18 protein-coding genes, 1 pseudogene and 1 riboswitch are annotated in these 24,861 nt (G+C 72.9%); of the genes and pseudogenes, 12 read left to right on the top strand and 7 right to left on the bottom strand.

All coding sequences use genetic code 11. The features are described 5' to 3' along the window. The first annotated feature begins 204 nt into the window (after window positions 1–204). The 7 genes from rpe to ABZX40_RS00365 all read left to right on the top strand — a co-directional run bounded on the left by rpe (window position 205) and on the right by ABZX40_RS00365 (window position 8,041). Window positions 205–903, top strand: coding sequence for a ribulose-phosphate 3-epimerase (rpe, locus tag ABZX40_RS00395; RefSeq protein WP_355733164.1), 699 nt, complete (start codon window positions 205–207; stop codon window positions 901–903). A 222-nt stretch (window positions 904–1,125) separates the two neighbouring features. Further along, window positions 1,126–2,169, top strand: a complete 1,044-nt coding sequence (locus ABZX40_RS00390; RefSeq protein WP_355733167.1) for a sugar-binding domain-containing protein — start codon at window positions 1,126–1,128, stop codon at window positions 2,167–2,169. Between the two features lie 168 nt (window positions 2,170–2,337). Further along, a complete protein-coding gene (locus tag ABZX40_RS00385) occupies window positions 2,338–2,652 on the top strand; it encodes a barstar family protein (RefSeq protein WP_355733170.1) in 315 nt (104 codons plus the stop codon). Window positions 2,653–2,821: 169 nt separating this feature from the next. Continuing rightward, window positions 2,822–4,264, top strand: a complete 1,443-nt coding sequence (locus tag ABZX40_RS00380) for a GuaB1 family IMP dehydrogenase-related protein (protein ID WP_355733172.1) — start codon at window positions 2,822–2,824, stop codon at window positions 4,262–4,264. Window positions 4,265–4,347: 83 nt separating this feature from the next. After that, window positions 4,348–4,842, top strand: coding sequence for a GNAT family N-acetyltransferase (locus ABZX40_RS00375; RefSeq protein ID WP_355733174.1), 495 nt, complete (start codon window positions 4,348–4,350; stop codon window positions 4,840–4,842). 151 nt (window positions 4,843–4,993) lie between these two features. Next, window positions 4,994–5,452, top strand: coding sequence for an Lrp/AsnC family transcriptional regulator (locus ABZX40_RS00370; RefSeq protein ID WP_355733177.1), 459 nt, complete (start codon window positions 4,994–4,996; stop codon window positions 5,450–5,452). Between the two features lie 885 nt (window positions 5,453–6,337). Then, complete coding sequence (locus ABZX40_RS00365; RefSeq protein ID WP_355733179.1) at window positions 6,338–8,041, top strand: NAD(P)/FAD-dependent oxidoreductase; 1,704 nt, start codon at window positions 6,338–6,340, stop codon at window positions 8,039–8,041. A 7-nt stretch (window positions 8,042–8,048) separates the two neighbouring features. On the opposite strand, the gene ABZX40_RS00360 is transcribed toward ABZX40_RS00365, so the two are convergent. Continuing rightward, window positions 8,049–8,726 carry a DUF5995 family protein gene (locus ABZX40_RS00360; RefSeq protein WP_355733348.1) on the bottom strand — a complete coding sequence of 226 codons (678 nt, stop codon included), beginning with the start codon at window positions 8,724–8,726 and terminating at the stop codon, window positions 8,049–8,051. 338 nt (window positions 8,727–9,064) lie between these two features. Here ABZX40_RS00360 and ABZX40_RS00355 point away from each other — a divergent pair, with 338 nt between their 5' ends. Then, window positions 9,065–10,228, top strand: a complete 1,164-nt coding sequence (locus tag ABZX40_RS00355; protein WP_355733351.1) for a glycoside hydrolase family 6 protein — start codon at window positions 9,065–9,067, stop codon at window positions 10,226–10,228. Between the two features lie 71 nt (window positions 10,229–10,299). Here ABZX40_RS00355 and ABZX40_RS00350 read toward each other — a convergent pair whose 3' ends face one another. From ABZX40_RS00350 to ABZX40_RS00340, 3 genes are all read right to left on the bottom strand, one after another. Continuing rightward, window positions 10,300–11,709 carry a solute carrier family 23 protein gene (locus ABZX40_RS00350; RefSeq protein ID WP_355733354.1) on the bottom strand — a complete coding sequence of 470 codons (1,410 nt, stop codon included), beginning with the start codon at window positions 11,707–11,709 and terminating at the stop codon, window positions 10,300–10,302. Between the two features lie 158 nt (window positions 11,710–11,867). Further along, entirely contained in the window at window positions 11,868–12,851 is a 984-nt protein-coding gene (locus ABZX40_RS00345; protein ID WP_355733182.1) for a LysR family transcriptional regulator, read from the bottom strand. Window positions 12,852–13,322: 471 nt separating this feature from the next. After that, complete coding sequence (locus ABZX40_RS00340) at window positions 13,323–14,534, bottom strand: MFS transporter (RefSeq protein WP_355733357.1); 1,212 nt, start codon at window positions 14,532–14,534, stop codon at window positions 13,323–13,325. A gap of 187 nt (window positions 14,535–14,721) precedes the next feature. Between ABZX40_RS00340 and ABZX40_RS00335 the strand changes: the two genes are divergently transcribed. Beyond that, window positions 14,722–15,909: an ROK family transcriptional regulator gene (locus ABZX40_RS00335; protein ID WP_355733184.1), complete on the top strand. Its 1,188-nt coding sequence runs from the start codon at window positions 14,722–14,724 to the stop codon at window positions 15,907–15,909. A 111-nt stretch (window positions 15,910–16,020) separates the two neighbouring features. Here ABZX40_RS00335 and ABZX40_RS00330 read toward each other — a convergent pair whose 3' ends face one another. From ABZX40_RS00330 to ABZX40_RS00320, 3 genes are all read right to left on the bottom strand, one after another. Beyond that, complete coding sequence (locus tag ABZX40_RS00330) at window positions 16,021–16,770, bottom strand: NAD(P)H-binding protein (RefSeq protein WP_355733187.1); 750 nt, start codon at window positions 16,768–16,770, stop codon at window positions 16,021–16,023. 102 nt (window positions 16,771–16,872) lie between these two features. Further along, window positions 16,873–17,757: an RNA polymerase sigma-70 factor gene (locus ABZX40_RS00325; RefSeq protein ID WP_355733190.1), complete on the bottom strand. Its 885-nt coding sequence runs from the start codon at window positions 17,755–17,757 to the stop codon at window positions 16,873–16,875. A gap of 1,426 nt (window positions 17,758–19,183) precedes the next feature. Next, window positions 19,184–21,463 (bottom strand): glycosyl hydrolase family 18 protein, encoded by a 2,280-nt coding sequence (locus ABZX40_RS00320; protein WP_355733359.1) that lies wholly within the window; start codon window positions 21,461–21,463, stop codon window positions 19,184–19,186. A gap of 412 nt (window positions 21,464–21,875) precedes the next feature. Beyond that, window positions 21,876–22,006, top strand: a riboswitch (FMN riboswitch). Window positions 22,007–22,157: 151 nt separating this feature from the next. Here ABZX40_RS00320 and ABZX40_RS00315 point away from each other — a divergent pair. From ABZX40_RS00315 to ABZX40_RS00305, 3 genes and pseudogenes are all read left to right on the top strand, one after another. Then, a pseudogene (locus ABZX40_RS00315) lies at window positions 22,158–22,736 on the top strand (riboflavin synthase); the annotation flags it as partial. Window positions 22,737–22,906: 170 nt separating this feature from the next. Next, complete coding sequence (locus ABZX40_RS00310) at window positions 22,907–23,554, top strand: nicotinamide mononucleotide transporter family protein (RefSeq protein WP_355733193.1); 648 nt, start codon at window positions 22,907–22,909, stop codon at window positions 23,552–23,554. Continuing rightward, a complete protein-coding gene (locus ABZX40_RS00305; RefSeq protein WP_355733195.1) occupies window positions 23,551–24,846 on the top strand; it encodes a bifunctional 3,4-dihydroxy-2-butanone-4-phosphate synthase/GTP cyclohydrolase II in 1,296 nt (431 codons plus the stop codon). Before ABZX40_RS00310 ends, ABZX40_RS00305 begins: the two co-directional genes overlap by 4 nt. The last annotated feature ends 15 nt before the right edge of the window (window positions 24,847–24,861 follow it).

The raw sequence follows: 24,861 nt of genomic DNA, 5'->3' as shown, positions 1-24,861 counted from the left end.
CCAACGCCCCCGCACTCCCACGCCGCCAAGGGGCGCGGGGAACTGCGCGCTCAACCCCCACCCACCCGCACCCGACCACGATCCCCCGCCACCCCCCTCAGGGGCGCGGGGAACGGCGCGCCCAGCCACCCCCCACCCCGCACATCACCCCCAACCGCGACCACCCCCCACCCCCCGGTCCCCCCACATGGCACGCTAGGCCCCATGCCCGTTCAGATCAGCCCCAGCATCCTGTCCGCCGACTTCGCCCGGCTCGCCGACGAGGCCAGGGCCGTCGACGGCGCCGACTGGCTCCATGTCGACGTCATGGACAACCACTTCGTGCCCAACCTGACCCTCGGCGTCCCGGTCGTGGAATCGCTCGCCAAGGCCACGGACACCCCGCTGGACCTGCATCTGATGATCGAGGCCCCGGACCGCTGGGCCCCCCAGTACGTTGAGGCCGGGGCCTCCTCCGTCACATTCCACGTCGAGGCCGCCGCCGCGCCCGTACGGCTCGCCCGCGAGATCCGCGCCAAGGGTGCCCGCGCCGCCATGGCGCTCAAGCCCGCCACGCCCATCGAACCGTACGAGGATCTGCTGCCCGAGCTGGACATGCTGCTCGTGATGACGGTTGAGCCGGGTTTCGGCGGGCAGGCGTTCCTCGACATCATGCTGCCGAAGATCCGCCGTACCCGTGAGCTGATCGCCAGACATGGACTTGAACTCTGGCTCCAGGTCGACGGCGGCGTCTCGGCGGACACGATCGAGCGGTGCGCCGACGCGGGCGCGGATGTCTTCGTCGCCGGTTCGGCGGTCTACGGGGCCTCCGACCCGGCGGAAGCCGTCCGCGCGCTGCGCGCCCAGGCCGAGTCGGCCACCGCCAAGGCATCCTGGGCGTGCACGCATCAGCACGGGGCGTAGCGGAACCCTCCGCCACGCCGCGCCCGGTGCCGGTGGACCACCGGCACCGGTATCCCCGTCCACCTGGGCGGCAGTGGGTGGACCACCCGCGTGCCTCCTACGCTCAGGCCCGGTCCGGCCACTGCCCCAGCGGGCAGACACCCGGCCAAGGGAACGTGAACGCCTCTCATCAGGGCTGATCAACTCCGCCGGATCTGCGAGGATGAACGGTGAATCCAGAATGTGAACAGCAGTGAGGAGATCGCCGTGTCGGGTATGTCGGCGGGCCGGTCAGCCGCGCGGATGGGACCCGCTGAGCTGGTCCAGGCGGCGGCCATGGCCCGCCGCTTCTACCTAGAGGGCAAATCGAAGATCCAGATCGCGGAGGAGTTCGGCGTCAGCCGCTTCAAGGTGGCCCGGGTCCTGGAGACCGCCCTGGAACGGGATCTCGTACGGATCGAGATCCGAGTCCCCGCCGAGCTGGACGCCGAGCGCTCCGACGCGCTGCGCGCCCGCTACGGTCTGCGGCACGCCGTGGTGGTCGAGTCCCCGGCCGAGGCCGAGGAGACCCCCGACCCGGAGAACCTCGGCGAGGTGGCCGCGGACCTGCTCGGTGAACTGGTCAACGAGGGCGATGTGCTGGGCCTGGCCTGGGGCCGGTCCACGATCCACATGGCCGCCGCCCTCGACAAACTCCCCCCGTGCACGGTGGTGCAGCTGACCGGTGTGTACGACGCCGGGACCTCCGAGCGCGGCTCGGTGGAGGCCGTGCGCCGGGCCGCCCAGGTGTCCGGGGGCGACGCCCACCCGATCTACGCGCCGATGCTGCTGCCGGACGCGGCGACCGCGGAGGCGCTGCGCCACCAGACCGGGATCGCCCGCGCGTTCGAGTACTTCGACAAGGTCACCGTGGCCTGTGTGTCGATCGGTTCCTGGGAGCCGGGCATCTCCACCGTGCACGACATGCTCAGCGACGAGGAGCGCTCGCACTACGCCTCGCTCGGTGTCGCCGCCGAGATGGCCGCGCATCTCTTCGACTCCGAGGGCCGCCGGGTCGGGCGGGACCTGGGGGAGCGGTGCATCACCGTCAAGGCGGACCAGCTGCGCCGGGTGCCGGAGGTGGTCGCCATCGCCGGCGGCCAGCGCAAGGCGGCGGCGATCGACGCCGTGCTCCGTTCGGGCCTGGTCACCAGCCTGGTCACGGACACCTCCGCGGCGGACTTTCTGATGACGGCGGGCGGACCGCCGCCCTCCGCGCTGAACCGCGCGGACCCGGACGGACCCTGACCGCGGGTCATGAGGGGGCGGCCGTGGCAGCGTGGGACACATGCCGCGGCCCGTCCCACCTCCGCCCGCCCGCTCACCCACCCCGGTCGGTGAGCGCCACTTCACCGATGATCACGACGACTCGTTCCGGGCGGTGCCGAGGTGACGCGGGGCGGAGGCGGTGCGGACATGACGGAGATCGTGGTCAGCCTCGATCTCGACGGGGTGGTCGACAAGGCCGGGCTGATGGACCGCTGCGCGCGGGCGCTCGACCTGCCCGACTGGTTCGGCCGCAACTGGGACGCGCTGGCCGAGAGCCTCGCCGACCACGATCTGTGGCCGCGCGAGGCGGTGGAACGGGGCCGGGTGATCGTCGTACGGAACTGGCGGCCGTACGCCGGGGCACGGCCCGCGGACTGGGAGACCGCGCGGGAGGTGTTCGGGGACGCCATGCGCGCGACCACCGGGCTGACCATCGCGCTGGCGCTCGGCGGGAACTCCTGAGGCTTGGCGGCGGGCCCTCGCTTGGAGAAACCTCCTAAACCCTCTCTGACCAGCATGGATGAAACGACCGGGGCGGGTGTTCCGGGCGGCATGGGACAATGAAGTACGTGCTCCTCCCCCTGGCTGTCCTGTCCGGGGGCCGCCGCCGAACTACTGGGATGTGCAGCACGTGCGTTTCCTCAATGACACCCGGCCCTCGTACGACCTGACGTACGACGATGTCTTCATGGTGCCGAGCCGCTCCGCCGTGGGCTCCCGGCAGGCCGTGGACCTCAGCTCCCCGGACGGCACGGGCACCACGATCCCGCTGGTCGTCGCCAATATGACCGCCATCGCCGGGCGGCGGATGGCCGAGACGATGGCGCGGCGGGGCGGCCTCGTGGTGCTGCCGCAGGACATCCCGATCGATGTGGTCGCCGAGGTCGTGGGCTGGGTCAAGGGCCGGCATCTGGTGCTGGACACCCCGATCGTGCTCGCCCCGCACCAGACCGTCGCCGACGCGCTCGCCCTGCTGCCCAAGCGGGCGCACAACGCGGGTGTCGTGGTCGACGCGGAGCGGCGGCCCATCGGTGTGGTCACCGACCGGGATCTGACCGGGGTCGACCGGTTCACCCAGCTCGAAGTCGTCATGTCCAAGGACCTGGTGCTGCTCGACGCGGACATCGATCCCCGCGAGGCGTTCAACCGGCTGGACGGCGCCAACCGCCGCTACGCCCCCGCCGTGGACGCCGACGGCAGGCTCGCCGGCATCCTCACCCGCACCGGCGCCCTGCGCGCCACGCTCTACACCCCGGCCGTCGACGCCGGCGGGCGGCTGCGGATCGCCGCCGCCGTCGGGATCAACGGCGATGTGGCGGGCAAGGCCCGGCAACTGCTCGACGCGGGCGTGGACACCCTGGTCATCGACACCGCGCACGGCCACCAGGAGTCGATGATCAGCGCGGTCAAGCTGGTCCGCGATCTGGACCCGACGGTGCCGCTCGTCGCCGGGAACATCGTGTCGGCGGAGGGCGTGAAGGATCTGATCGACGCCGGGGCCGACATCATCAAGGTCGGGGTCGGGCCCGGCGCGATGTGCACCACCCGGATGATGACCGGGGTGGGCCGGCCGCAGTTCTCGGCCGTCCTGGAGTGCGCCGCCGAGGCCCGCAAGTACGGCAAGCACGTCTGGGCCGACGGCGGGGTGCGCCACCCGCGCGATGTCGCCATGGCGCTGGCCGCGGGCGCGTCCAATGTGATGGTCGGCTCCTGGTTCGCGGGGACGTACGAGTCGCCGGGCGACCTTCAGCAGGACTCGGGCGGGCGGTTCTACAAGGAGTCCTTCGGGATGGCCTCCGCGCGGGCGGTCGCCAACCGGACCTCGGAGGAGTCGGCGTACGACCGGGCCCGCAAGGCGCTGTTCGAGGAGGGCATCTCCACCTCCCGGATGTATCTGGACCCGGCCCGGCCCGGCGTCGAGGACCTGATCGACTCGATCATCGCGGGCGTCCGCTCCTCCTGCACCTATGCCGGTGCCGGTTCCCTGGAGGAGTTCGCCGAGAAGGCGATCGTCGGCATCCAGAGCGCGGCCGGCTACGCGGAGGGCAAGCCGCTGCACGCCAGCTGGAGCTGACGACGGGGGGAGGGGTGGCGGGGCGGCCGGGCGCCCGGAAAACCCGGGGCGCCTGCCTACCGGAGCGGTCTAGCGTGCCCGCTATGGACCGCGCCCCCGAGAGCAGCGTCCCCGGCCACCGCCACCGCCCCCGCGTCGAGATCACCGTCTGCCGCGCCGCCGACCTGCCGGCGCTGGACTGGTGTCTCCGCTCCCCCGGCGCCCCCTCCTTCCACGCCCCCCGGTTCGCCCGGCAGCAGGCGGGGGAGAGCACCTACCTCGTCGCCCGGCTCGACGGCGAACCCGCCGGACACGCCGAGATCCGCTGGCGGGGCTGCGCCGCGCCCGAGGTACCCGTCACCTGCCCGGAGATCAACGGCCTGGGCGTCCGGGACGGACTGCGCTCACGCGGCATCGGCACCGCGCTGATCCACCGCGCCGAGGACCCGGTCCGGGAGCGGGGGGCTGACCGCCGTCGGGCTCGGGGTCGGCGACGACAATCCGCGCGCGGCGGCGCTGTACGGGCGGCTCGGGTACCGGCCGCTGGTCGCCTATGTGGACCGGTGCACGTACCGGGGGCGGGACGGGACGACGGTTGAGTCCGCCGACCCGTGTGTCTTTCTCACGCGGTCGCTGACCTGACCTGACGGGACCTGACCCCACTCGACCCGAACGGTTCCGGGACCGGGGCCGGGGCCGGGAGCAGAACCGGAACCGGAACCGTGACCTGGGCCGTGTTCTACTTCCTCCGTGCTCAACGATCTCGACGAACGCATCCTGCACGCCCTGGCCGAGGACGCCCGGCGCTCCTTCGCGGACATCGGGCACCTGGTCGGGCTGTCCGCGCCCGCCGTCAAGCGGCGGGTGGACCGGCTGCGGGCGACCGGGGCCATCACCGGCTTCACCGTGCGGGTCGATCCTTCGGCGCTGGGCTGGGCGACCGAGGGGTTCGTGGAGATCTACTGCCGCAGCAACACCTCCCCGGAGACCATCCAGCGGGGGCTGGAGCGGTACCAGGAGGTGGTGGCCGCCTCGACCGTCACCGGTGACGCCGATGCCGTCGCCCAGGTGTTCGCCTCGGACATGCGGCACTTCGAGCGGGTGCTGGAGCGGATCGCGGGGGAGCCGTTCGTGGAGCGGACCAAGTCGGTGCTGGTGCTGTCGCCGCTGCTGCGCCGCTTCTCGGCGGGGGCGCCGACGACGGGCTGAGCTGATCCCGCTACCCGGCCGGTGTGTGGGTCGGGGCGTTGTTGCCTGTCGAGTTGTGCAGGCTGAAGCTCACCATGCCCGAGCGGTGGCGGTCGTTGGGCCACTCCACCGGGTGGCCCTTGGGCGGTCGCCGGTACGGTCCTGGACGCGCTGGGCGCCGACCGGTTCGCCGTCGCCGTCGCCGACACCCCGCCCAGCAAGCCCGCCCCCGATACCTGCCTCGGCGCCTGCCGGGCGCTGGGCATGGAACCGGCCGGGTGCGCGGTGCTATTTCAACAGCCCCTCGCATCTGGACCGGCCGTCCGTGACCCGGGCGGCCGACGCGGTGGGCCTGGCCGACTCCTACCGCGACGCCCACCCCACCCCACCCCGGCCACCGCCCCCGGCCACACCTGGTCCCCGATCCACCCCGCCCACGAGGACGGCACCGGCCCCCCCCCGAGCCGCAGGACCGCATCCACTACGTCCTCCACCGAGGCGGCCTGCGCACACTGGCGTCCCGGACGCCGGTCACCGGCACCCCGCCCGCGCTTCCAGGGAAACACCTGGCCCTCGGACCACGCGGCGGTCGTGACGGCGTCCGCCCCGCCCGACGTCCACTGACCGGGTCTTTTAGGAGCGCTGGGGGTACTCCCAGCGCTACCCCCTCCGGGGGCGGAACCGCGCGATCAGCCCCCCACGCCCCCCCCACGCAACAAATCACCACCCCACCCCACCCCCACGCAACAATCCTCGCCCCCACACGCAACAGCCACTCCTTGCCCACCCCTGACCACCCCCTTTACGGTTTTACGTGGCCCCCACACCCACCCTGAGCCCCCGGCGGCAGCCGACCCCTGCCTGAAACATCCGGTGGTAGCCGCCCCGCGAGGAGTCCCGTCCCCGATGACGTCCACCGTCCCCAACGCCGTCGAGCACACCGACGCCCCCGAACAGCGCCCGATCACCATGTTCGGCCCGGACTTCCCCTACGCCTACGACGACTTCCTGGCGCACCCGGCAGGGCTCGGGCAGATCCCGGCGACCGAGCACGGCAGCGAGGTCGCCGTCATCGGCGGCGGACTCTCCGGGATCATCACCGCGTACGAGCTGATGAAGATGGGCCTCAGGCCCGTCGTGTACGAGGCCGACCAGATCGGCGGACGGCTGCGGACCGTCGGCTTCGAGGGGACCGGCAGCGACGGGCTCACCGCCGAGATGGGCGCGATGCGCTTCCCGCCCTCCTCCACCGCCCTCCAGCACTACATCGACATGGTGGGTCTGACCACCCGGCCCTTCCCCAACCCGCTCGCCGAGGCCACCCCGTCGACGGTCGTCGACCTCAAGGGCGAGTCCCACTACGCCGAGACCGCCGCCGACCTCCCGCAGGTCTACCGCGATGTCGCCGACGCCTGGAACCGCTGCCTGGAGGAGGGCGCCGACTTCTCCGCGATGAACCGGGCCCTGCGCGAGCGGGACGTCCCGCGCATCCGGGAGATCTGGTCCCGGCTGGTCGAGCGCCTCGACAACGAGACCTTCTACGGCTTCCTCTGCGCCTCCGACGCCTTCCGCTCCTTCCGGCACCGCGAGATCTTCGGCCAGGTCGGCTTCGGCACCGGCGGCTGGGACACCGACTTCCCCAACTCCATCCTGGAGATCCTGAGGGTCGTCTACACCGAGGCCGACGACCACCACCGGGGCATCGTCGGCGGCTCCCAGCAACTGCCGCTGCGGCTGTGGGAGCGGGCCCCGCAGAAGATCGTCCACTGGGCCCTCGGCACCTCCCTGGCCGGCCTCCACGAGGGCGGCGAGCCCCGGCCCGCCGTCACCCGGCTGCACCGCACCGCCGGGAACCGGATCACCGTCACCGACGCCGACGGCGACATCCGCACCTACCCGGCGGCCGTCTTCACCGCCCAGTCCTGGATGCTGCTCTCGAAGATCGACTGCGACGACGCCCTGTTCCCGATCGACCACTGGACCGCCGTCGAGCGCACCCACTACATGGAGTCCAGCAAGCTGTTCGTCCCCGTCGACCGGCCGTTCTGGCTGGACAAGGACGAGGAGACCGGCCGGGACGTCATGTCGATGACGCTGACCGACCGGATGACCCGGGGCACCTATCTGCTGGACGACGGACCCGGCAAACCGGCCGTGATCTGTCTGTCGTACACCTGGTGCGACGACAGTCTGAAGTGGCTGCCGCTGTCCGCGCACGAGCGGATGGAGGTGATGCTGAAGTCGCTCGGGGAGATCTATCCCAAGGTCGACATCCGGCGCCACATCATCGGCAACCCGGTCACCGTGTCCTGGGAGAACGAGCCCTATTTCATGGGCGCGTTCAAGGCCAATCTGCCCGGCCACTACCGCTACCAGCGGCGGCTGTTCACCCACTTCATGCAGGACCGGCTGCCCGCCGACCGGCGGGGGCTGTTCCTCGCCGGTGACGACATCTCCTGGACGGCGGGCTGGGCCGAGGGCGCGGTGCAGACCGCGCTGAACGCGGTCTGGGGCGTCATGCACCACTTCGGCGGCGCCACCGACCCCACCAACCCCGGCCCCGGCGACCGCTACGACAAGCTGGCGCCGGTCGAACTCCCCGAGGACTGAGGGGGGTTCAGCCGGGCAGCGGGGTCAGCATCATCCGTCCGGCGAAGCCCACCGCCGCGTCCAGCCGGTCGGTGAACTCGTCGGCCACGTCCGGCAGTCGGCGCAGCGCCCACAGCGCGCGGGCCGCCGACCAGGTGGCCTCCCGGGCCCGCTCCAGGCTCCAGGCGCTCAGCAGATGGGTCAGCGGGTCGGCGAGCTGGAGCAGATCGGGGCCCGGCATCAGATCCTCACGGATCCGCTCCTCCAGCGTGGTGAGGAGATCGCCCACGCGGTCGAACTCGTCCTCCAGATCGCCCGGAGCGCAGTCGAGCGTACGGCAGGCGTCCACGACGGCGAGCGCCAGATCGTGCCCGATGTGCGCGTTGATCCCGGCCAGCGCGAACTGCAGTGGGCGTACCCCGGGATGGCGGCGGAGCTGGAACAGCGGACGCCAGCAGGCGGGCGGACGGCGGTCCCGGTCGGCGGCGTCGACCGCGTCGACCGCCGTGAGGTACCGCTCGGCGAACCGGACGTCCAGGGTGATCGCCGCCCTCGGGTCGGGGAACCGGCCCGCGTCGATCCGCTGGTCCACCGCCTCGGTGACGGCGAGATAGACCCGGTTGAAGACGGCGACCCCGTCGCCCGGGGGCAGCGTCTTGTCCAGGACCCGCATCCGCGCGACGACCGTGTCCAGGGCCGTGTCCATGGCCGTGTCCGTGGGTGTGACCGTGGGTGCGTCCATGGCCGTGTCCGCGGAGAGGTCGACGGGTCGGTCGACGGGTCGGGCGTCGGGGGAGCCCAGGGGCGGGGTGAGGTGTTCCGGCTGCGCCATGGGGGCAGGGTCCCAGTCCTGGGCGGGCCCGGGTACCGGCCGGTGGGCCGCTTCCCCAGAACGGGGGACGCGGCCGTCGCGGGAGAGTGAGCCGCGACCGCGCCGGTGCCGTCGGGGCGGGGGCGAGGGGGGATCGTACGGTGGCAGGCTCACGGGCGCGGCGGCTGGCCGCCCGCCGGGCGGCGCGCAGGCGCGCGGCCGGGCGGAACGCGATGGTGGTGGCGGCGTCGGTGGTGGTGACCGTCGGCACGGTGGCCGGGCTGCTGGCCGCCGGGGACGCCCGGCCGCCCCGCCCCGAGGAGGCCGCACCGGCCGAGGTCACCGGCACCCCGCGCGTCGCCCTGCCGTCCGCGCCCTCCATACCCTCACCCTCGCCGTCCCGCTCCCCGGCGCCGCCCTCCCGCTCTCCCGCTCCCTCCGCCTCGCCCACGCCCGCGACGACCGCCCCGAGGGCGACTCCCGCGCCGAGCCGTCCGGCCGCCACCGGGAAGCAGACCGCCCCGGCCGCGCCCCGGCTCTACCGCCACCCCGGCTCCCAGGTGCTCGACTGGGTGCGGGACAACCCGGACGACTCCCGCACCCCCCTGATCGAGTCCGCCATCGCGGCCCGCCCGGCGGCGGTCTGGTTCGCCGACCCCGCCCTCGGCACGATCACCGACCGGGTCCGCGAGGTCGCCTCCGGCGCCGCCGCCCAGGGCCGGGTCCCGGTGCTGGTGCCGTACACCGTCCCGGACCGCGACTGCGGCGGGCACTCCCAGGGCGGGGCCCCGGACCTCGACGCCTACGACGCCTGGATCGACGCCTTCGCCGCCGGGCTGGGGGCGGGCGAGGTGATGGTGATCCTGGAACCGGACTCCGTGGCGCTGTCCGACTGTCTCTCCGGGGCCGACCGCGCCGACCGGTTCGCCTCACTGGCCCGCGCGGGCCGGGTCCTCAAGGCCGCCGGTGCGAAGACCCGGGTGTACTACGACGCCGGGCACTCCGGCTGGCGCGACCCCGCCGCCCAGGCCGCCCTGCTGCGACAGGCGGGCGCCGCCTCCGCCGCGTCCTCCGACGGGATCTTCAGCAACGTCGCCAACTTCCACCGCACGGCCGACGAGATCGCCCACACCCGCCGGGTCCTGGACGCCCTCGACGGCCCCGCCGGGCTCGGCGCGGTCATCGACACCAGCCGCAACGGCAACGGGGCCCCGCCCGACGGCCAGTGGTGCGACCCGGCCGGGCGCAGGCTGGGCACCGCGCCGACGCTCCGCACGGGGCAGGCCCGCATCGACGCCTATCTGTGGGTGAAGCTCCCCGGCGAGTCCGACGGCTGCAAGGGGGCGCCGGGCACGTTCACGCCGTCCTACGCCTATGACTTGGCGCGCGGGGCCTGACCGCCGTGTCGCCGGTGAACCCGGTGACCGGTGACCTGTGTGCGGCGGGAGCCATCCGGCCCGTCGTTCGTCTATGAGCCGGCGCGCGGGCCCCGGGAGTCGTCGTCGCCCGGGGTGTCGTAGGAACTGGTGCCCTCGTCCAGGAGGGGTTCCTGGGTCTTGAGGTGGGCCGGGGCGAAGGCGCGCAGGGCGTGGTACCCGGTGATGACGACGAGGGTGCCGAGCGCGATCCCGCTGAGGGAGAAGGTGTCGCTGATCTTCAGCGAGACATTGCCGACGCCGATGATGATCCCGGCGGCGGCCGGGACCAGGTTCAGCGGATTGCGCAGATCGACCTTGGCGTTGATCCAGATCTGCGCGCCGAGCAGCCCGATCATGCCGTAGAGGATGACGGTGATGCCGCCGAGGACGCCACCCGGGATCGCGGCGACGACCGCGCCGAACTTGGGGCACAGCCCGAACAGCAGCGCGAAACCGGCGGCGGCCCAGTAGGCGGCCGTGGAGTAGACGCGGGTCGCGGCCATCACGCCGATGTTCTCGGAGTAGGTGGTGTTGGGCGGGCCGCCCAGCGCGGTGGACAGCATCGAGCCGACGCCGTCGGCGGAGATCGCCGTACCGAGCTTGCCGTCGAGGTTGTCGCCGGTCATCTCGCCGACCGCCTTCACATGGCCCGCGTTCTCCGCGACCAGCGCGATCACCACCGGCAGGGCGACCAGGATCGCCGACCACTCGAAGGACGGGCCGTGGAAGGAGGGCAGCCCGATCCAGTCGGCCCGGCCCACGGCGGAGAAGTCCAGCCGCCAGTGGTCGGTGATCTGTCCGCTGCCGTCCGCCGAGTGGATCTGCCCGAAGACCCGGTCGAACAGCCAGGAGACCGCGTAGCCGAAGACCAGGCCCAGGAAGATCGCGATCCGGGACCAGAAGCCGCGCAGACACACCACCGCGAGCCCGGTGAACAGCATCACCAGCAGGGCCGTCCACTGGTCCTGCGGCCAGTAGGTGGACGCGGTCACCGGGGCCAGGTTGAAGCCGATCAGCATCACCACCGCGCCGGTCACGATCGGCGGCATCGCGGCATGGATGATCCGGGCCCCGAACCGCTGCACGGCGAGCCCGACCAGGAACAGCGCCGCACCCACCACGAAGACCGCGCCGGTGACGGTGGCACTGCTGCCGCCCTGCGCCCGGATGACCGCGGCGACCCCGACGAAGGAGAGCGAGCAGCCGAGGTAGCTCGGCACCTTCCCGCGCGTCGCCAGCAGGAAGACGACCGTGGCGACACCCGACATCATGATGGCGAGGTTGGGGTCCAGGCCCATCAGCACGGGTGCCACGAAAGACGCCCCGAACATCGCCACCACATGCTGGGCGCCGAGCCCGGCGGTGCGCGGCCACGACAGCCGCTCGTCGGGGCGGACCACCGCGCCGGGTGCCGGGGTGCGTCCGTCGCCGTGCAGTTTCCAGCGGACGCCGAGATCCATGGGGTTGTCGCTTTCGTCGTGCGTGCGGGTCAGGATCATTGTCGGGGGTGGTGGGGGGTGGTTTCGGCCACGCTGGCTCGGGTGCGCCGGTTCGTCGCGGTGGCCGAGTGGCGCCGGGCGGGGTCTGACGGCCGGTCACCGATGGCGGGCGGCGCCGTTCAGCCCGCCGTCGCCGTCGCCGTCGCCGTCGCCGTCGCCGTACCGGCGCCCCGCGCCCACCCCGGCCGCCATGTCCCCGCTTCCTCCCGCTCCCGGTGCGGCTGGAGGCCGGTGAGGTAGGTGCGGAGGGGGGCCAGGGCCGGGTGGGGGTTGCCGGTGTGCCAGAGGAGGAAGTGCGGATAGACCGGCATCGGGTCGCGGACCGGGACCAGCCGCATGTCGTAGCCGGCCGGCCAGACCAGCGGGGTGCGTTCGCAGAGGAAGGTGGCGAGGGTGGTGGAGTCCGCGATGGTGTCGATGAGCGCCTCGACGCCGAAGTTGGGGCCGATGGTGTCGATGGTCAGCCCGAAGTCGTCCGCCAGGGCCTCGTAGTAGGCCGCCCATTCGGTGCCGGGCGCGTTGCCCGGCATCCAGATGCGGTGCCCGGCGAGCTGGGCCGGGGTCACCGCGTCCGCGCCCGCGAAGGCGTGCCCGGGGCCGGTGAACAGCCGCAGCGGCTCGTCCAGCACCGGCACGGCCGCGATGCCGTCCGGCAGCCGCTGCCCCGGCATGGTCACCGCCCGGAAGGTGGCGTCGAGGGTGCCGTCCCGCAGCGCGGCCACCGCCACTTCGGCGCTGGGCAGGGTCACCACGTCCAGGGCGATCTCCGGGTGGGCGCGATGGAAGTCGCGCAGCGCCCCGGCCAGGGACAGCCGCCGCCCGATCACATCGACGCGCAGCGCCCGGCTGCCGGGCCGCACGGCCGCCGCCGCCCGCTCCTCGGCGGTGAGCAGCGCACGGGCGTGCGGCAGGAACGCCTGGCCGTCCACGGTGAGTTCGGCGCCCCGCGCGGTCCGGGTCAGCAGCCGCACCCCGAGATCCCGCTCCAGCGCGGCGATCCGCTTGGACACGGCCTGCTGGGTGAGCGCCAGATCCACGGCGGCCTTCTGGAACTGGCCGGTCGCGGCCACGGCGACAAAGGTGCGTACGGCGTTGAGATCCACGCCCACAGCCTAGGAGCACAACGGGTGGTTGTGGCGCGCGGGTGCGGATGGTGTGCGATCAGGTCGGGCCGGAGATGCTTCCAAGACGGCTCGACCGCCTCCGAGCTGCTCAGCGGCCACCGCGGAGGGGATCACCCTGCCGAACTCGTTCGTCCCTTCCCACAACCACGCCGGGTGCGGAAGGCTCTACGGCGGCCGGAATCCCCGCGTCGCCCGGCCGCCGGGCCCGCCCGCCATCGCCGCCCGCCGTCGCCGCCCGGCGGGGCACCGGCCCGGGTGGGGCACCGGCCCGGGTGGGGCACCGGCCCGGGTGGGGCACCGGCCCAGGCGTGCGGCCCCGGCTACGGCGTGCGGCCCCGCCGTCGGAGGAGACCCGCCGTCAGAGGAGACCCGTCGTCGAAGGAGCCCCGCCGTCGAAGGAGCCCCACCGTCGGAGGAGACCCGCCCACGGACCCGTACCGCGCGGACGCGCTACACCTGCCGCTCGCTCACCACCGGGCTCGCCCCCGTCGCCTTCGGCTGCTCCCGGTCGCCCGAGCGCAGTACCCGGGCGAACACGGCCAGCCCGCTCGCCAGCACCGTCACCAGCGCGAACGACACCACCAGACTGGTCAGCTGGGCCAGCCCGCCGATCGCGCTGGGCGCGACCAGCCCCGAGGTGTACGTGATGGTCGCGACGCCCGCGATGGCCTGGCTCGGGTTGGGTCCGCTGCGCGCGGCGGCGGCGAAGCACAGCGGTACGACCACCGCGATGCCGAGCCCCATCAGGGCGAAGCCGCCCATGGCGACGGCCGGGTGGCCGCCGAACACGATCAGCAGCCCGCCGAACGCGGCCAGGACCCCGCCGGAGCGGACCGTGCGGACGGCGCCGTAGCGGTCGACCACCCTGTCCCCGGCGAGCCGGGCGATGGCCATGGTGAGGGTGAAGCCGGTGGTGCAGGCCGCCGCGAGTCCGGCCGAGGTGCCGAGCTGGTCCTCCAGATAGACCGCCGACCAGTCCAGGCTGGCGCCCTCCGCGAACACCGCGCAGAACCCGACCGCGCCGATCAGCACCGCCGACTTCGGCGGCAGCGCGAACCGCGCCGGTGGCTCCTCGTCCTCGGTCGGCTGGAGATCCAGCACCCAGGTGCAGGCGATCAGCCCGAGCACGGTCAGCACCCCGGCCGCGATCACATGGTGCAGCCGGGCGTCCGTGCCCAGATGCGCGGCCAGGGTGCCGCCCGCCGAGCCCAGCAGCGCGCCCACGCTCCACATGCCGTGCAGCGACGAGATGATCGAGCGGCCCAGCCGGTTCTCGACCTCGACGCCGAGCGCGTTCATCGTCACGTCCGCCATGCCCGAGGTGCCGCCGAACACGAACAGGGCCAGACACAGCGTGGCCAGGTTCGGTGCCATCGAGGGCAGGATCAGTGACAGCGTCCACAGCGCCAGCAGCCCGCGCAGCGCCGTCCTCGCGCCGAACCGGTGACTGATCCGGCCCGCCAGCGGCATCATCAGCGACGCGCCCAGCGCCGGGAAGGCCAGCGCCAGCCCCAGCTGACCGGCGCTCACCCCGGCGTGGTCCTGGATCCACGGCACCCGGGTGGCGAACGAGCCGGTCACCGACCCGTGCACCAGAAATACGGCGGCCACCGCGAAGCGGGCCTGCCGCACCGCGCGCGGATCATGGATCCGTTCGGCCATCCCACTCATCTGTCGAACCCTCCCCGTTGTCCTCTGCCGTCCCCTGTCCGTGGACAGGTACGCGAACGACCCCCGCCATGGCGGTGCCGAACGCCCGGCGTAAACTATCAGGGTCCCTGCCTGATAGATAGTGAGAATTCCGGAGGCCGTGATCGGCGCGGCCCCGCCCGTCTGGGAGGATCCCGGCATGCCCGCATCCCCGAGCACCGCCCGGGTCATCAACGACCGGCTCGCCCTGCGTCTGCTCCAGGACGAGGGCCCGCTGACGGCCGGTCAGCTCAAGACGCTGACCGGACTGTCCCGGCCCACGGTCGCCGACCTGGTGGAACGGCTCACCGCCGCCGGACTGATCGAGGTGGTCGGCGAGGCCGGCGAACAACGCCGCGGCCCCAACGCGCGGCTGTACGGCATCGTCGCCGGGCTCGCCCAACTCGCCGCGCTCGATGTGCGCACCGAGGGCATCTCCGTGATCGTCTCCGATCTGCTGGGCGCGGTGCTGGCCGAGTCGGCGCTGCCGATAGGCGGTGAACTGGGCACCGGACCGGCGCTGGAGCAGGCGGTGGCCCTGGTGGAGCGGACTGCCGAGGAGGCGGGCGCCGACCGGCTGCACACCGTCGGCATCGGCGCCCCCGGCCTCATCGACCCGGCCACCGGCGAGCTGCGTGACTCCAAGGGCCTGCCCGAGTGGCACCGGCGGCTGGTCGCCGCGCTCCAGGAGCGGATGCCGGAGGCCCGGGTCACCGTCGACAACGAGACCAACCTCGCCGCGGTCGCCGAACAGCGCGAGGGCGCCGCCCACGACCGGGACACCTTCGTCCTGCTCTGGCTGGGCCATGGCGCGGGCGCCGCCGTCGTCCTGGACGGCCGCCTGCGCCGCGGTGCCTCCGGCGGCACCGGCGAGATCGGCTTCCTCCCCGTCCCCGGCACCTCCGGCCTGCCCTCGGCGACGGACTGCGAGGGCGGCTTCCACTCCCTGGCGGGCTCGACGGCGATCGAACGCCTCGCGGCCGGACACGCCCTCCCGGCACCGGACCCGCTGCCCGGCGAGCCCGCGGCGGCGTCCCTGGTCCGGCTGGCGGCGGGCCGGTCGGCCACCCACGCCCCCTCCGCCGCCTTCCTCGACACCCTCGCCGACCGCGTCACCATCGGCGCGGCCTCGGTGGTGGCGGTCCTGGACCCCGGCTGTGTGGTGCTGGGCGGCGAGATCGGCGCGGCGGGCGGCCCCGACCTCGCCGCCCGCGTCCAGACCCGGCTGCACCGCATGTCCCCCCTCCCGACCGAGGTCCGCCCCACGACACTGGGCGGCACGGCGGTCCTGAGGGGAGCGCTGCTGACGGCGCGGGACAGGGCGCAGGAGGAGGTGTTCGCGCCGTAACGGCTCGTAGCGCCCCGCCCCTCCCCCCCCGGCCCGCCGAAACTCCCTGGTTCCCCTGGCTGGCCCCGGTCGGCTCACCGCCCTCCGCGCGGACGGCCCCTCACCGGCCCCTCACCCCCCGAACCGCTCCGCCAGGTACGCCTCGAACGTCCCCTTCCCCACCACCGCCCCCTCCCGCGTCAGCTGCTCCCCGGCCCGCAGCGCCCGGTACGCGCGTCCGAAGAGCGGGACCCGGATCACCCGCCGCCGCTTCCCGGTCGCCGCCTGCGCGTAGGCCAGCGCCAGGGACTCGAACGAGCGGACCTCGGGGCCACCGAGGTCCGGGACGCGCCCGGCGGGGGCACCCAGGGCCAGTTCCACCAGCAGGTCCGCGACCTCCCCGACCGCCACCGGCTGATCGTTCACCCCCGTCGGCACCGGCATCACCGGCGACTTGGCCAGCACCGCGCAGAGTTGCGCCACCAGATCGTGGAACTGCGTGGCCCGCAGCACCGTCCAGCCCAGCCCCGACCCCTCCACCAGCCCCTCCACCGCCAGCTTGGACCGGTAGTAGCCGATCGGCACGGCATCTACACCCACGATGGAGATATAGACCAGATGCCCGACCCCGGCCCGCCGTGCGGCGGCGATCAACTGCTCCGCCGCCTTCTCGTCACCCCCGCGCGGCGAACTCGCGCAGTGCACGACCGTGTCTGCCCCGGCGACGGCCGCGTCCAGCCCGGCGCCGCCCTCGCGCAGATCGACGGCGTACGGCTGGGCGTGCCGGCTGAGGATCCGCACCTCGTGCCCGGCCGCCCGCAAGCGCTCGGCGACGAGCCGGCCGAGAGTTCCGGTACCGCCGGTCACCAGGATCGTGCTCATGCTGTTCAGCCCCTTCGGGACAGCGCGCGTCCCCGGCCGGGACGCCCTCTCCCCACGGGGACCGGACAGCCGCCCGGAATGTGACAGCCGGCCGCGCCCCGTTCAGACCCCGCCGAGCTGACGCCGTACGAAGTCCAGCTTGTCCGGGTTGACCACGGCCCGCACATCGGTGATCCGGCCGTCGTGGACGTCGAACACGGCGACCGCCGTGACCTGGTCCCCGGCCCAGGCGACGAGACCGGTCCCGCCGTTGATCTCGGCGACCGTGTAGCGCAGATCGGCCAGGAACTTCCGGCCACCGCCGAGCAGAAAGCGGACCACCTTGAGCCGGCCCTCGATCGGCCGGGGAGCGGCGACGGCCTTCCCACCACCGTCGCCGTACCAGGTGACGTCCTCGGCGAGCACCTTCTCCAGCCCGGCGAGATCGCCGTCCCGGGCGGCGGTGAGGAAGGAGGCGACGAGTTCCGCCTGCCGCTCGGGCTCGGCCGGGAACCGGGACTCCTCGGCGGCGAGATGCCCGGTGGCCCGGCGGTAGAGCTGACGGCAGTTCGCCTCGGTCAGATCGAGCACTTCGGCGATCTCCCGGTGCCCGTACCCGAACGCCTCGCGCAGGACGTACACCGCCCGCTCGGTCGGGGTCAGCCGCTCCAGCAGGACCAGCACGGCCAGCGAGACGGCGTCGCGCTGCTCGGCGGATTCGAGGGGGCCGAGGGCGCCGTCGGAGGTGACGACCGGCTCCGGCAGCCAGGTGCCGACGTATCGCTCACGGCGGACCCGGGCGGAGGTCAGCCGGGTGAGGCAGAGGTTGGTGACGACCTTGGCGAGCCAGGCCGCCGGGTGCTCGATCCGCTCGCGGTCGGCGCCGCTGAAACGGAGATAGGCGTCCTGGACGATGTCCTCCGCCTCGTCGGCGGAGCCGAGCATCCGGTAGGCCAGTCCGAACATCCGGGGCCGGTGGTTCTCGAAGGTCTCGACACTGGTCGCCATGGACCAACCATGACAGAACGGCCCCCAGCCGGGAGGGGCCGGGGGCCGTCGGGGGAGAGGGATTGGGGGAACCCGGCGGCGGGCAAGGGCCGTCGTCACCGCCGCCGGGCCCGATCTGGGGGGGGCGAAGCCGTGCGGCTCCGCCGGTTGGGGTGGCGGGGCCGGGGGTGTTTCCTGGCTCCGCGGGTTGGGGTGGCGGGCCGGGGACGTTTCCCGGTCCCGCCGGTTGGGGTGGCGGGGCCGAAGGTGTGCCAGGGCTCCGCCGGTTGGGGTGGCGGAGTCGAGGACGTTTCCCGGTCCCGCCGGTTGAGGTGGCGGGACCGGGGGTGTTTCCTGGCTCCGCGGGTTGGGGTGGCAGGGCCGGGGATGCTCCCTGGCCCGGCCGGTCGGGGTGGCAGGGCCGGGGACGTTCCCCGGTCCCGCCGGTTGAGGTGGCAGGGCCGAAGGTGCTCCCGGCCCGCCGGCCGAGGAGGCGGGCCGAGGATGCCCCCGGCCCTGCCGGTCGAGGTGGCGGAGCCGTGGACGCTGCCCGGTCCCGCCGGTCGGGGTGGTGGGCCGGGGACGCTCCCAGGCCCGGCCGGTCGGGGTGGCAGGGCCGAGGATGCTCCCTGGTCCAGCCGGTCGGAGTGGAGCTCCCAGGCCCGGCCGGTTGGGGTGGCAGGGCCGAGGATGCTCCCTGGTCCAGCCGGTCGGAGTGGCAGGGCCGAGGACGTTCCCCGGTCCCGCCGGTCGGGGTGGCGGGACCGAAGATTGCTCCCAGGCCCCGCCAGTTGAGACGGCGGAGCCGAGGCCGCTCCCCGACCCAGCCGGTCGAGGAGGCGGAGCCCAAGTCGCTCCCGGGCCCCGCCGGTCAAGGTCGGCGGAGCCGAGGCCGGTCCCGCACCCCGCCCCTCAAGGAGGCGGAGCCGAACGCGTTCCCCAGCCCCGCCCCTCAAGCGGTCGGCACCGGAGAAGTCCCGCCCCCGCCGCGCCCCGGAGAGGGCCGGGCCGGATCACCGGCCCCACCACACCCCGGTCCCGGCGAACCCCGCAGGGAATCCGCCCCGGCGCCCCGTCCGGCGTCCCCCGCAGGGAATCCGTCCCGGACCCGGCATCACCCCGGAGGGGTTCCCTCCCGGTCCTGGCGTCCCCCCGGAGGGGATCCGCCCTGGACCCGGAGCGCGCCCCGCAGAGAGAACGCCCCCGGACCCGGCGCCCCCCGGAGGGGAACCACCCCGGACCCGGCGTCCCCCCGGAGGGGAACCACCCCGGACCCAGCACCGCCCCGGAGGGGATCCGCCCTGGACCCAGCACCGCCCCGCAAGGAATCCACCCGCCACCCCAAACCCCGCCCCGCGGGGAACCCACCTGCGGGGAACCCGCCCCGCAGGGAACCCGCCCGCAGGGAACCCACCCCAGGGAACCCACCCCGCCCCCCCGGAGGGGATCAGCAGGCGCCCTGGTCCTGCCAGACGCCCCACTCACCCGTCGTGCCGGGCTCCTCGCCCTTCGTCCACCACTTGGCCTTCCAGCTCTTGCCCTTGTGGGACACCACCGTGCCGGTGCCGTACTCGGCCGTCGCGCTCCACGCCGCCGGGACGCACGGCCCCGTCGGGGTGGGGCTCGGGGTGCCGCCCGTGCCGCCGCCCGGCTCGACCACCGTCGTGCCGCGGGCCAGATCACCGGCCAGGGCGTAGGTCTTGCCGCCGAAGGTCACCGTCCAGTTGGAGGGCGTGGACACCGGCATGTAGTAGACGAAGTCCAGCTCCACCGAGGCACCGGGGGCCAGCGTCTGCCAGGCCGGGAGCTTCAGCGAGACCCGGTGGAAGTCGCCCTTCAGCCCGCCCACGTTGTTCGCCGCGGTGTGGTCGCTGCGCACGATCGTGGTGCCCCAGCCGGACTGGTCCTTGGCGTTGCCCGGCGCGGAGGAGGCGTAGTCGAACTGGAACTCCGTACCACCCGGCAGGGTCGCCGTGGTGTTGTTGGTGATCTTCAGCTTGGGGCTGATCGGGTAGTTGGTGTCACCCAGCGGGAACTGCCCGAAGTCGACGTCCACCTTCACGGCCTCCGTCGGCAGCGCGATGTTCGACTTCTTGGCGCCGTAGGGGGCGGCAGCCTTGTACTTGTCGTACATCAGCGTGATCAGCGAGTCGCCCGGCTCGTACTGGCCCTTCGCGGCGTTCCAGTCGTAGTCGCCGGCCAGCTCCCAGATCATGGTGCCGCCGAGGCCCTTGTCGATCACATAGTCCGTCTTGGTGGTGATGGACTGCTCGTCCTCGGTGGAGATGAAGACCTTCTTCTCGGCGTTCCACAGCCACGGCGAGACCAGCGTCGGGTCGTACTTGCGGACATAGGTGCCGGTCAGCTTGGTGTCCGCGGGCAGGCCGAACTGGGTGAGGTAGTCGGGGACGATCCCCTTCTCCAGGTTCTTGGCGTGCCACATCGGGTTGAACCCGGCAGGCGCCTCCTGCCCATTGGTGTCCTTGTCGTGCCAGACGTTGTCGATGCCGACGGCGCCGTCACCGCACTTGGTCAGCCCCGAACCCGCCGGGCAGCTGGTCGCGGACGCCTTGCCCCACAGTCCGTCGGTGCCGCCCTGGACGTTCTTCCAGCCCCGGGTGTACGTCGGCACACCGATGTTGATCCGCCCGGCCGGCATCGAACCGCGGAAGTAGTGGTACGCCCAGTCGGTGTTCAGATACCCGATCCCGCCGTACTGGGACGTGGTGTAGATCCCGGACCCCGCCAGCTCGGTGTCCTTGCCGTCGTCGTAGAGCGCGGCGTTGGGCCCGACATGCTCGTTCCAGGTCCCGTGCAGGTCGTACGACATGATGTTGACGTAGTCCAGGTACTTCTGGACCTGGAAGGTCTCCATGCCGCGCAGCAGATAGCCGGAGGAGGGCGCGGCCACGGTGAGCAGATAGTGCTTGCCGTCGGCGGCCGAGGCGCGGTCCAGCTTCTCGCGCAGGGTCTTCATCAGCGCCGCGTAGCTCTTGCCGAGCCCGGCCCGGAGGGCGTTGGCCACGGTCCAGTCGGCCGGGTTGCCCGCGTCCTTCATGGAGGTCGGGTACTCGTAGTCGATGTCGAGCCCGTTGAAGCCGTAGGTGCGCAGGAAGTCGACCGCGGAGTCGGCGAAGGTGTCGATACCGGCCTGGTTGACCGAGCCGTCGGCGTTGGTGGTCGTCTTGTAGAACCCGGCGCTGTCGGCCCAGCCGCCCACCGAGATCAGCGTCTTGACGTCCGGGTGCTGCTTCTTGAACTTGGTCAGCAGATTGAAGTGGCCCTTGTAGGGCAGGGCCGGGTCCATCTCGGCACCGGGGACACCGGGGAAGGTGATCCCGGTGTTGGGGTTGTCCGCCCCGGCCGCGCCGATGCTGATCTTGTTCGCCGAGTCGATGCCCGCGAAGGCGTAGTTGATGTGGGTGATCTTGTCCCACGGGATGTCGCTGGCGAGGTAGGCGGGCCTGCCGTCCTTGCCGGTGCGCCAGTTGGCGAAGTAGCCGATGATCCGGCGCTGGTGGTCCGCGCCGAGCTTCTCGCGGCCCTCGGTGTCGTAGACCGAGCAGTAGGGGACCTCGACGCCGGGGGTGCGGTACAGCCCGTCGGGGCGACATGACTCCTGGTCGGCGGCGTGCGAGACGCTCGCCGGGAGTCCGGCGAGCAGCAGTCCCGCGACCGCGCCGGCGGCGGCGAGCAGGGCGGGTCTCGCACGGCCGGGGGACGGGATGCGTGAGGGGGAAGGCACAGTCGGTTCCTCTCCACGGAAGTTGCGAGGACAGTAAAGAGGACTAGACCATTGCGTCAATAGGTATGGACCAATTGCAACGAGGGCCGCTCGGAGGGGAGTTGGGCCGCATATGCGGGCGCCGGGTGGGCGAAGGCTGGGAGAAGCCTGTGCGGACCGGGGCCGGGCCGGGGCCGGACCTAGGTCGGGCCGTGGACGAAGGGTCCCGCGCCCGGCGTCCGCCCGCTGCCCCTTCGGACCCCCTTCAGACACCCTTGAGCCGCCCTTGAGTCTCCCTTCAGGTAACCCTCCGCCACCCCCGGCCACCCCCCGTGAGCAACCTTGTGAGTCACCCCACAAATGCTCGCCCGTATGGATGTCCCGGCGGCGTGGCACACTGGCTGAGTAACAACAGCAGCGCACTCCGGGGTCGGTGAAAGTCCGAACCGGCGGTTACAGTCCGCGACCCGGTCGCCTCCAGCGACCGGTTGACCAGGTGAAATTCCTGGACCGACGGTTAAAGTCCGGATGGGAGGCAGTGCGCGGCGGGCGAGTTTTTCCGGTACGCCGCCGTAGTGGTCCGTCCGTGGTTCCCACGGGCCGTCCCCGGCGTCGCCGCCGGTGTTCTCGCGCGCAGAGTCTGTCGTCCTCGACAGCCCCCGGAGTCCGTGCCCGAAGAGGCAGGAGGACCCGGGAAGTGTTCACCGGAATCGTCGAAGAGCTGGGCGAGATCACCGCCGTCGAGAACCTCGACGACGCCTGTCGCTTCCGGCTCCGTGGCCCCGTCGTCACCGAGGGTGCCCGGCACGGAGACTCCATCGCCGTCAACGGCGTCTGCCTCACCGTCGTGGACCACGAGGGTGACGAGTTCACCGCCGATGTCATGGCCGAGACCCTCAAGCGCTCCAGCCTCGGCGCCCTGGCCGTCGGCTCCCGCGTCAACCTGGAACGCCCGACCGCCGTCGGCGCCCGCCTCGGCGGCCATATCGTCCAGGGCCATGTCGACGGCACGGGCACGCTCCTCGCCCGCACCCCCTCCCCGCACTGGGAGATCGTGAAGATCTCCCTGCCCGCCGAGCTGGCCCGGTACGTGGTCGAGAAGGGCTCCATCACCGTCGACGGCATCAGCCTCACCGTCGTCGACGCGGGCGCCGACCACTTCACCGTCAGCCTGATCCCCACCACCCTCGCCCTGACCACCCTCGGCGTGAAGCAGCCCGGCGACCCCGTCAACCTGGAGGTCGACGTGATCGCCAAATACGTCGAGCGGCTGCTCACCACCGGCGGCGCGACCCTCCCGGCGCAGGCCCCCGTGACGCAGGCCCCAGCCGTACCGGCCCCCGCAGCGCAGGCCCCTGTAGCCGTGACGCAGGCCCCCGCCGCGCAGGACCCCGCGACACAGTCCCCCGCACAGGCCCCCGCGTCGCAGGACCCCGGAGAACCCCGGTGAACTCCCTCAACTCCGAGGCGTTCGTCCTGTTCGGCCAGCACATCATCTGGTCGGACATGATCGGCAACCTCCTCGGTCTCGTCGCCCTCGCCCTGGGCTGGCGCCGCTCCCTGTGGACCTGGCCGGTGCAGTTCCTGTCCGGGCTGATCCTCTTCGGCGCCTTCTTCGGCCATCTCACCGGCAGCGCGGGCAAACAGGTCGTCGTCATGGCCGTCGCCCTCTTCGGCTGGTGGCAGTGGCGGCGCCGCACCCGCAGCGGCGCCGCCGGGGACGGCCGGATCGCCGTCCGCTTCGCCACCTGGCGCGAACGCGCCGCCCTGCTCGCCGCCGCGGCGGCCGGCACGGTCGGCGTGGCCCTGCTCTTCTCCGCCCACCCCTCCCTGTCCTGGGACCCCTGGCCCGACGCCTACATCTTCGTCGGCACGGTCGTCGCGATGTACGCCCAGGCCCGCGGCATGGTCGAGTTCTGGTTCGCCTGGCTGCTGGTCGACCTGGTCGGCGTCCCCCTCAACTTCGCCAACGGCTACGCCTTCTCCGGCTTCGTCTACGTCATCTACGGCGCACTCGTCCTGTGGGGCATGCGCGACTGGTGGCTGCGCACCCGCAACGACGCGCGGCCCCTGATGGAAGGAGCGCACGCATGACCATGGCACCCGTCCTCCACTCCGCCGACGGCTTCGAGCACATCGCCCTCGACCCCGTGGCACAGGCCATCGCCGATATCGCCGCGGGCCGCCCGGTCGTGGTCGTCGACGACGAGGACCGCGAGAACGAGGGCGATCTGGTGATCGCCGCCGAGAAGGCCACCCCCGAGATCGTCGCCTTCATGATGAGCGAGTGCCGCGGCATGATCTGCGCCCCCATGGAGGGCGGGGAACTCGACCGGCTGAAGCTGCCGCAGATGGTCCAGGACAACACCGAGTCGATGCGGACCGCGTTCACCGTCACCGTCGACGCCTCGCCCGCGCACGGGGTGAGCACCGGCATCTCCGCCGCCGACCGCGCCACCACCCTGCGCCTCCTCGCGAGCGGCACCGCCGAACCCGGCGACCTGGTCCGCCCCGGCCATATCTTCCCGCTGCGCGCCCGCCCCGGCGGCGTGCTGGTCCGCAACGGCCACACCGAGGCCGCCGTCGACCTCGCCCGGCTCGCCGGACTGCGCCCGGCCGGCGCCATCGTGGAGATCGCCGGTGAGGACGGCCGGATGCTCCGGCTGCCCGAGCTGATCCCCTTCGCCCGCAAGCACGGCCTGACGATCATCTCCATCGAGGACCTGATCGCCCACCGCCGCGCCGCCGAGCCCACCGTCCGCCGCGAGGCCGAGACCCGGCTCCCCACCGCCCACGGCACCTTCACCGCCTACGGCTACCGCTCCCTCACCGACGGCGTCGAGCATGTGGCGCTGGTCCACGGCGACCTCGGCGACGGCGAGGACGTCCTCGTCCGGATGCACAGCGAATGCCTCACCGGCGATGTCTTCCACTCCCTGCGCTGCGACTGCGGCCCCCAGCTGCGCACGGCGATGGAGCGCATCCAGGCCGAGGGCCGGGGCGTGGTCGTCTACCTCCGCGGCCACGAGGGCCGGGGCATCGGCCTGCTCTCCAAACTCCGCGCCTATGAACTCCAGGAGCACGGCCGCGACACCCTGGACGCCAATCTGGAGCTGGGCCTGCCCGCCGACGCCCGGGACTACGCGGCCGGCGCCCGCATCCTCGCCGACCTCGGGGTGCGCAGTCTGTGCCTGATGACCAACAACCCCGACAAGACCGACGCCCTCGTCCGGCACGGCCTGGCCGTCACCGGCCGGGAGCCGATGCCCGTCACCGCGGGTGAGTTCAATCTGACCTATCTGCGCACCAAACGGGACCGGATGGGCCACGACCTGCCCTGGCTGGACACCCCCGCCGACCCGGCGGCCACCTGCGGCAACCAGTAGCAGCACCCCCGACGT

The organism is Streptomyces sp. NPDC004610, assembly GCF_040609715.1.
Classification (GTDB): domain Bacteria; phylum Actinomycetota; class Actinomycetes; order Streptomycetales; family Streptomycetaceae; genus Streptomyces.
Note: the sequence above shows the minus strand (reverse complement) of the source record. Positions and strands in the feature narration are given on the sequence as shown.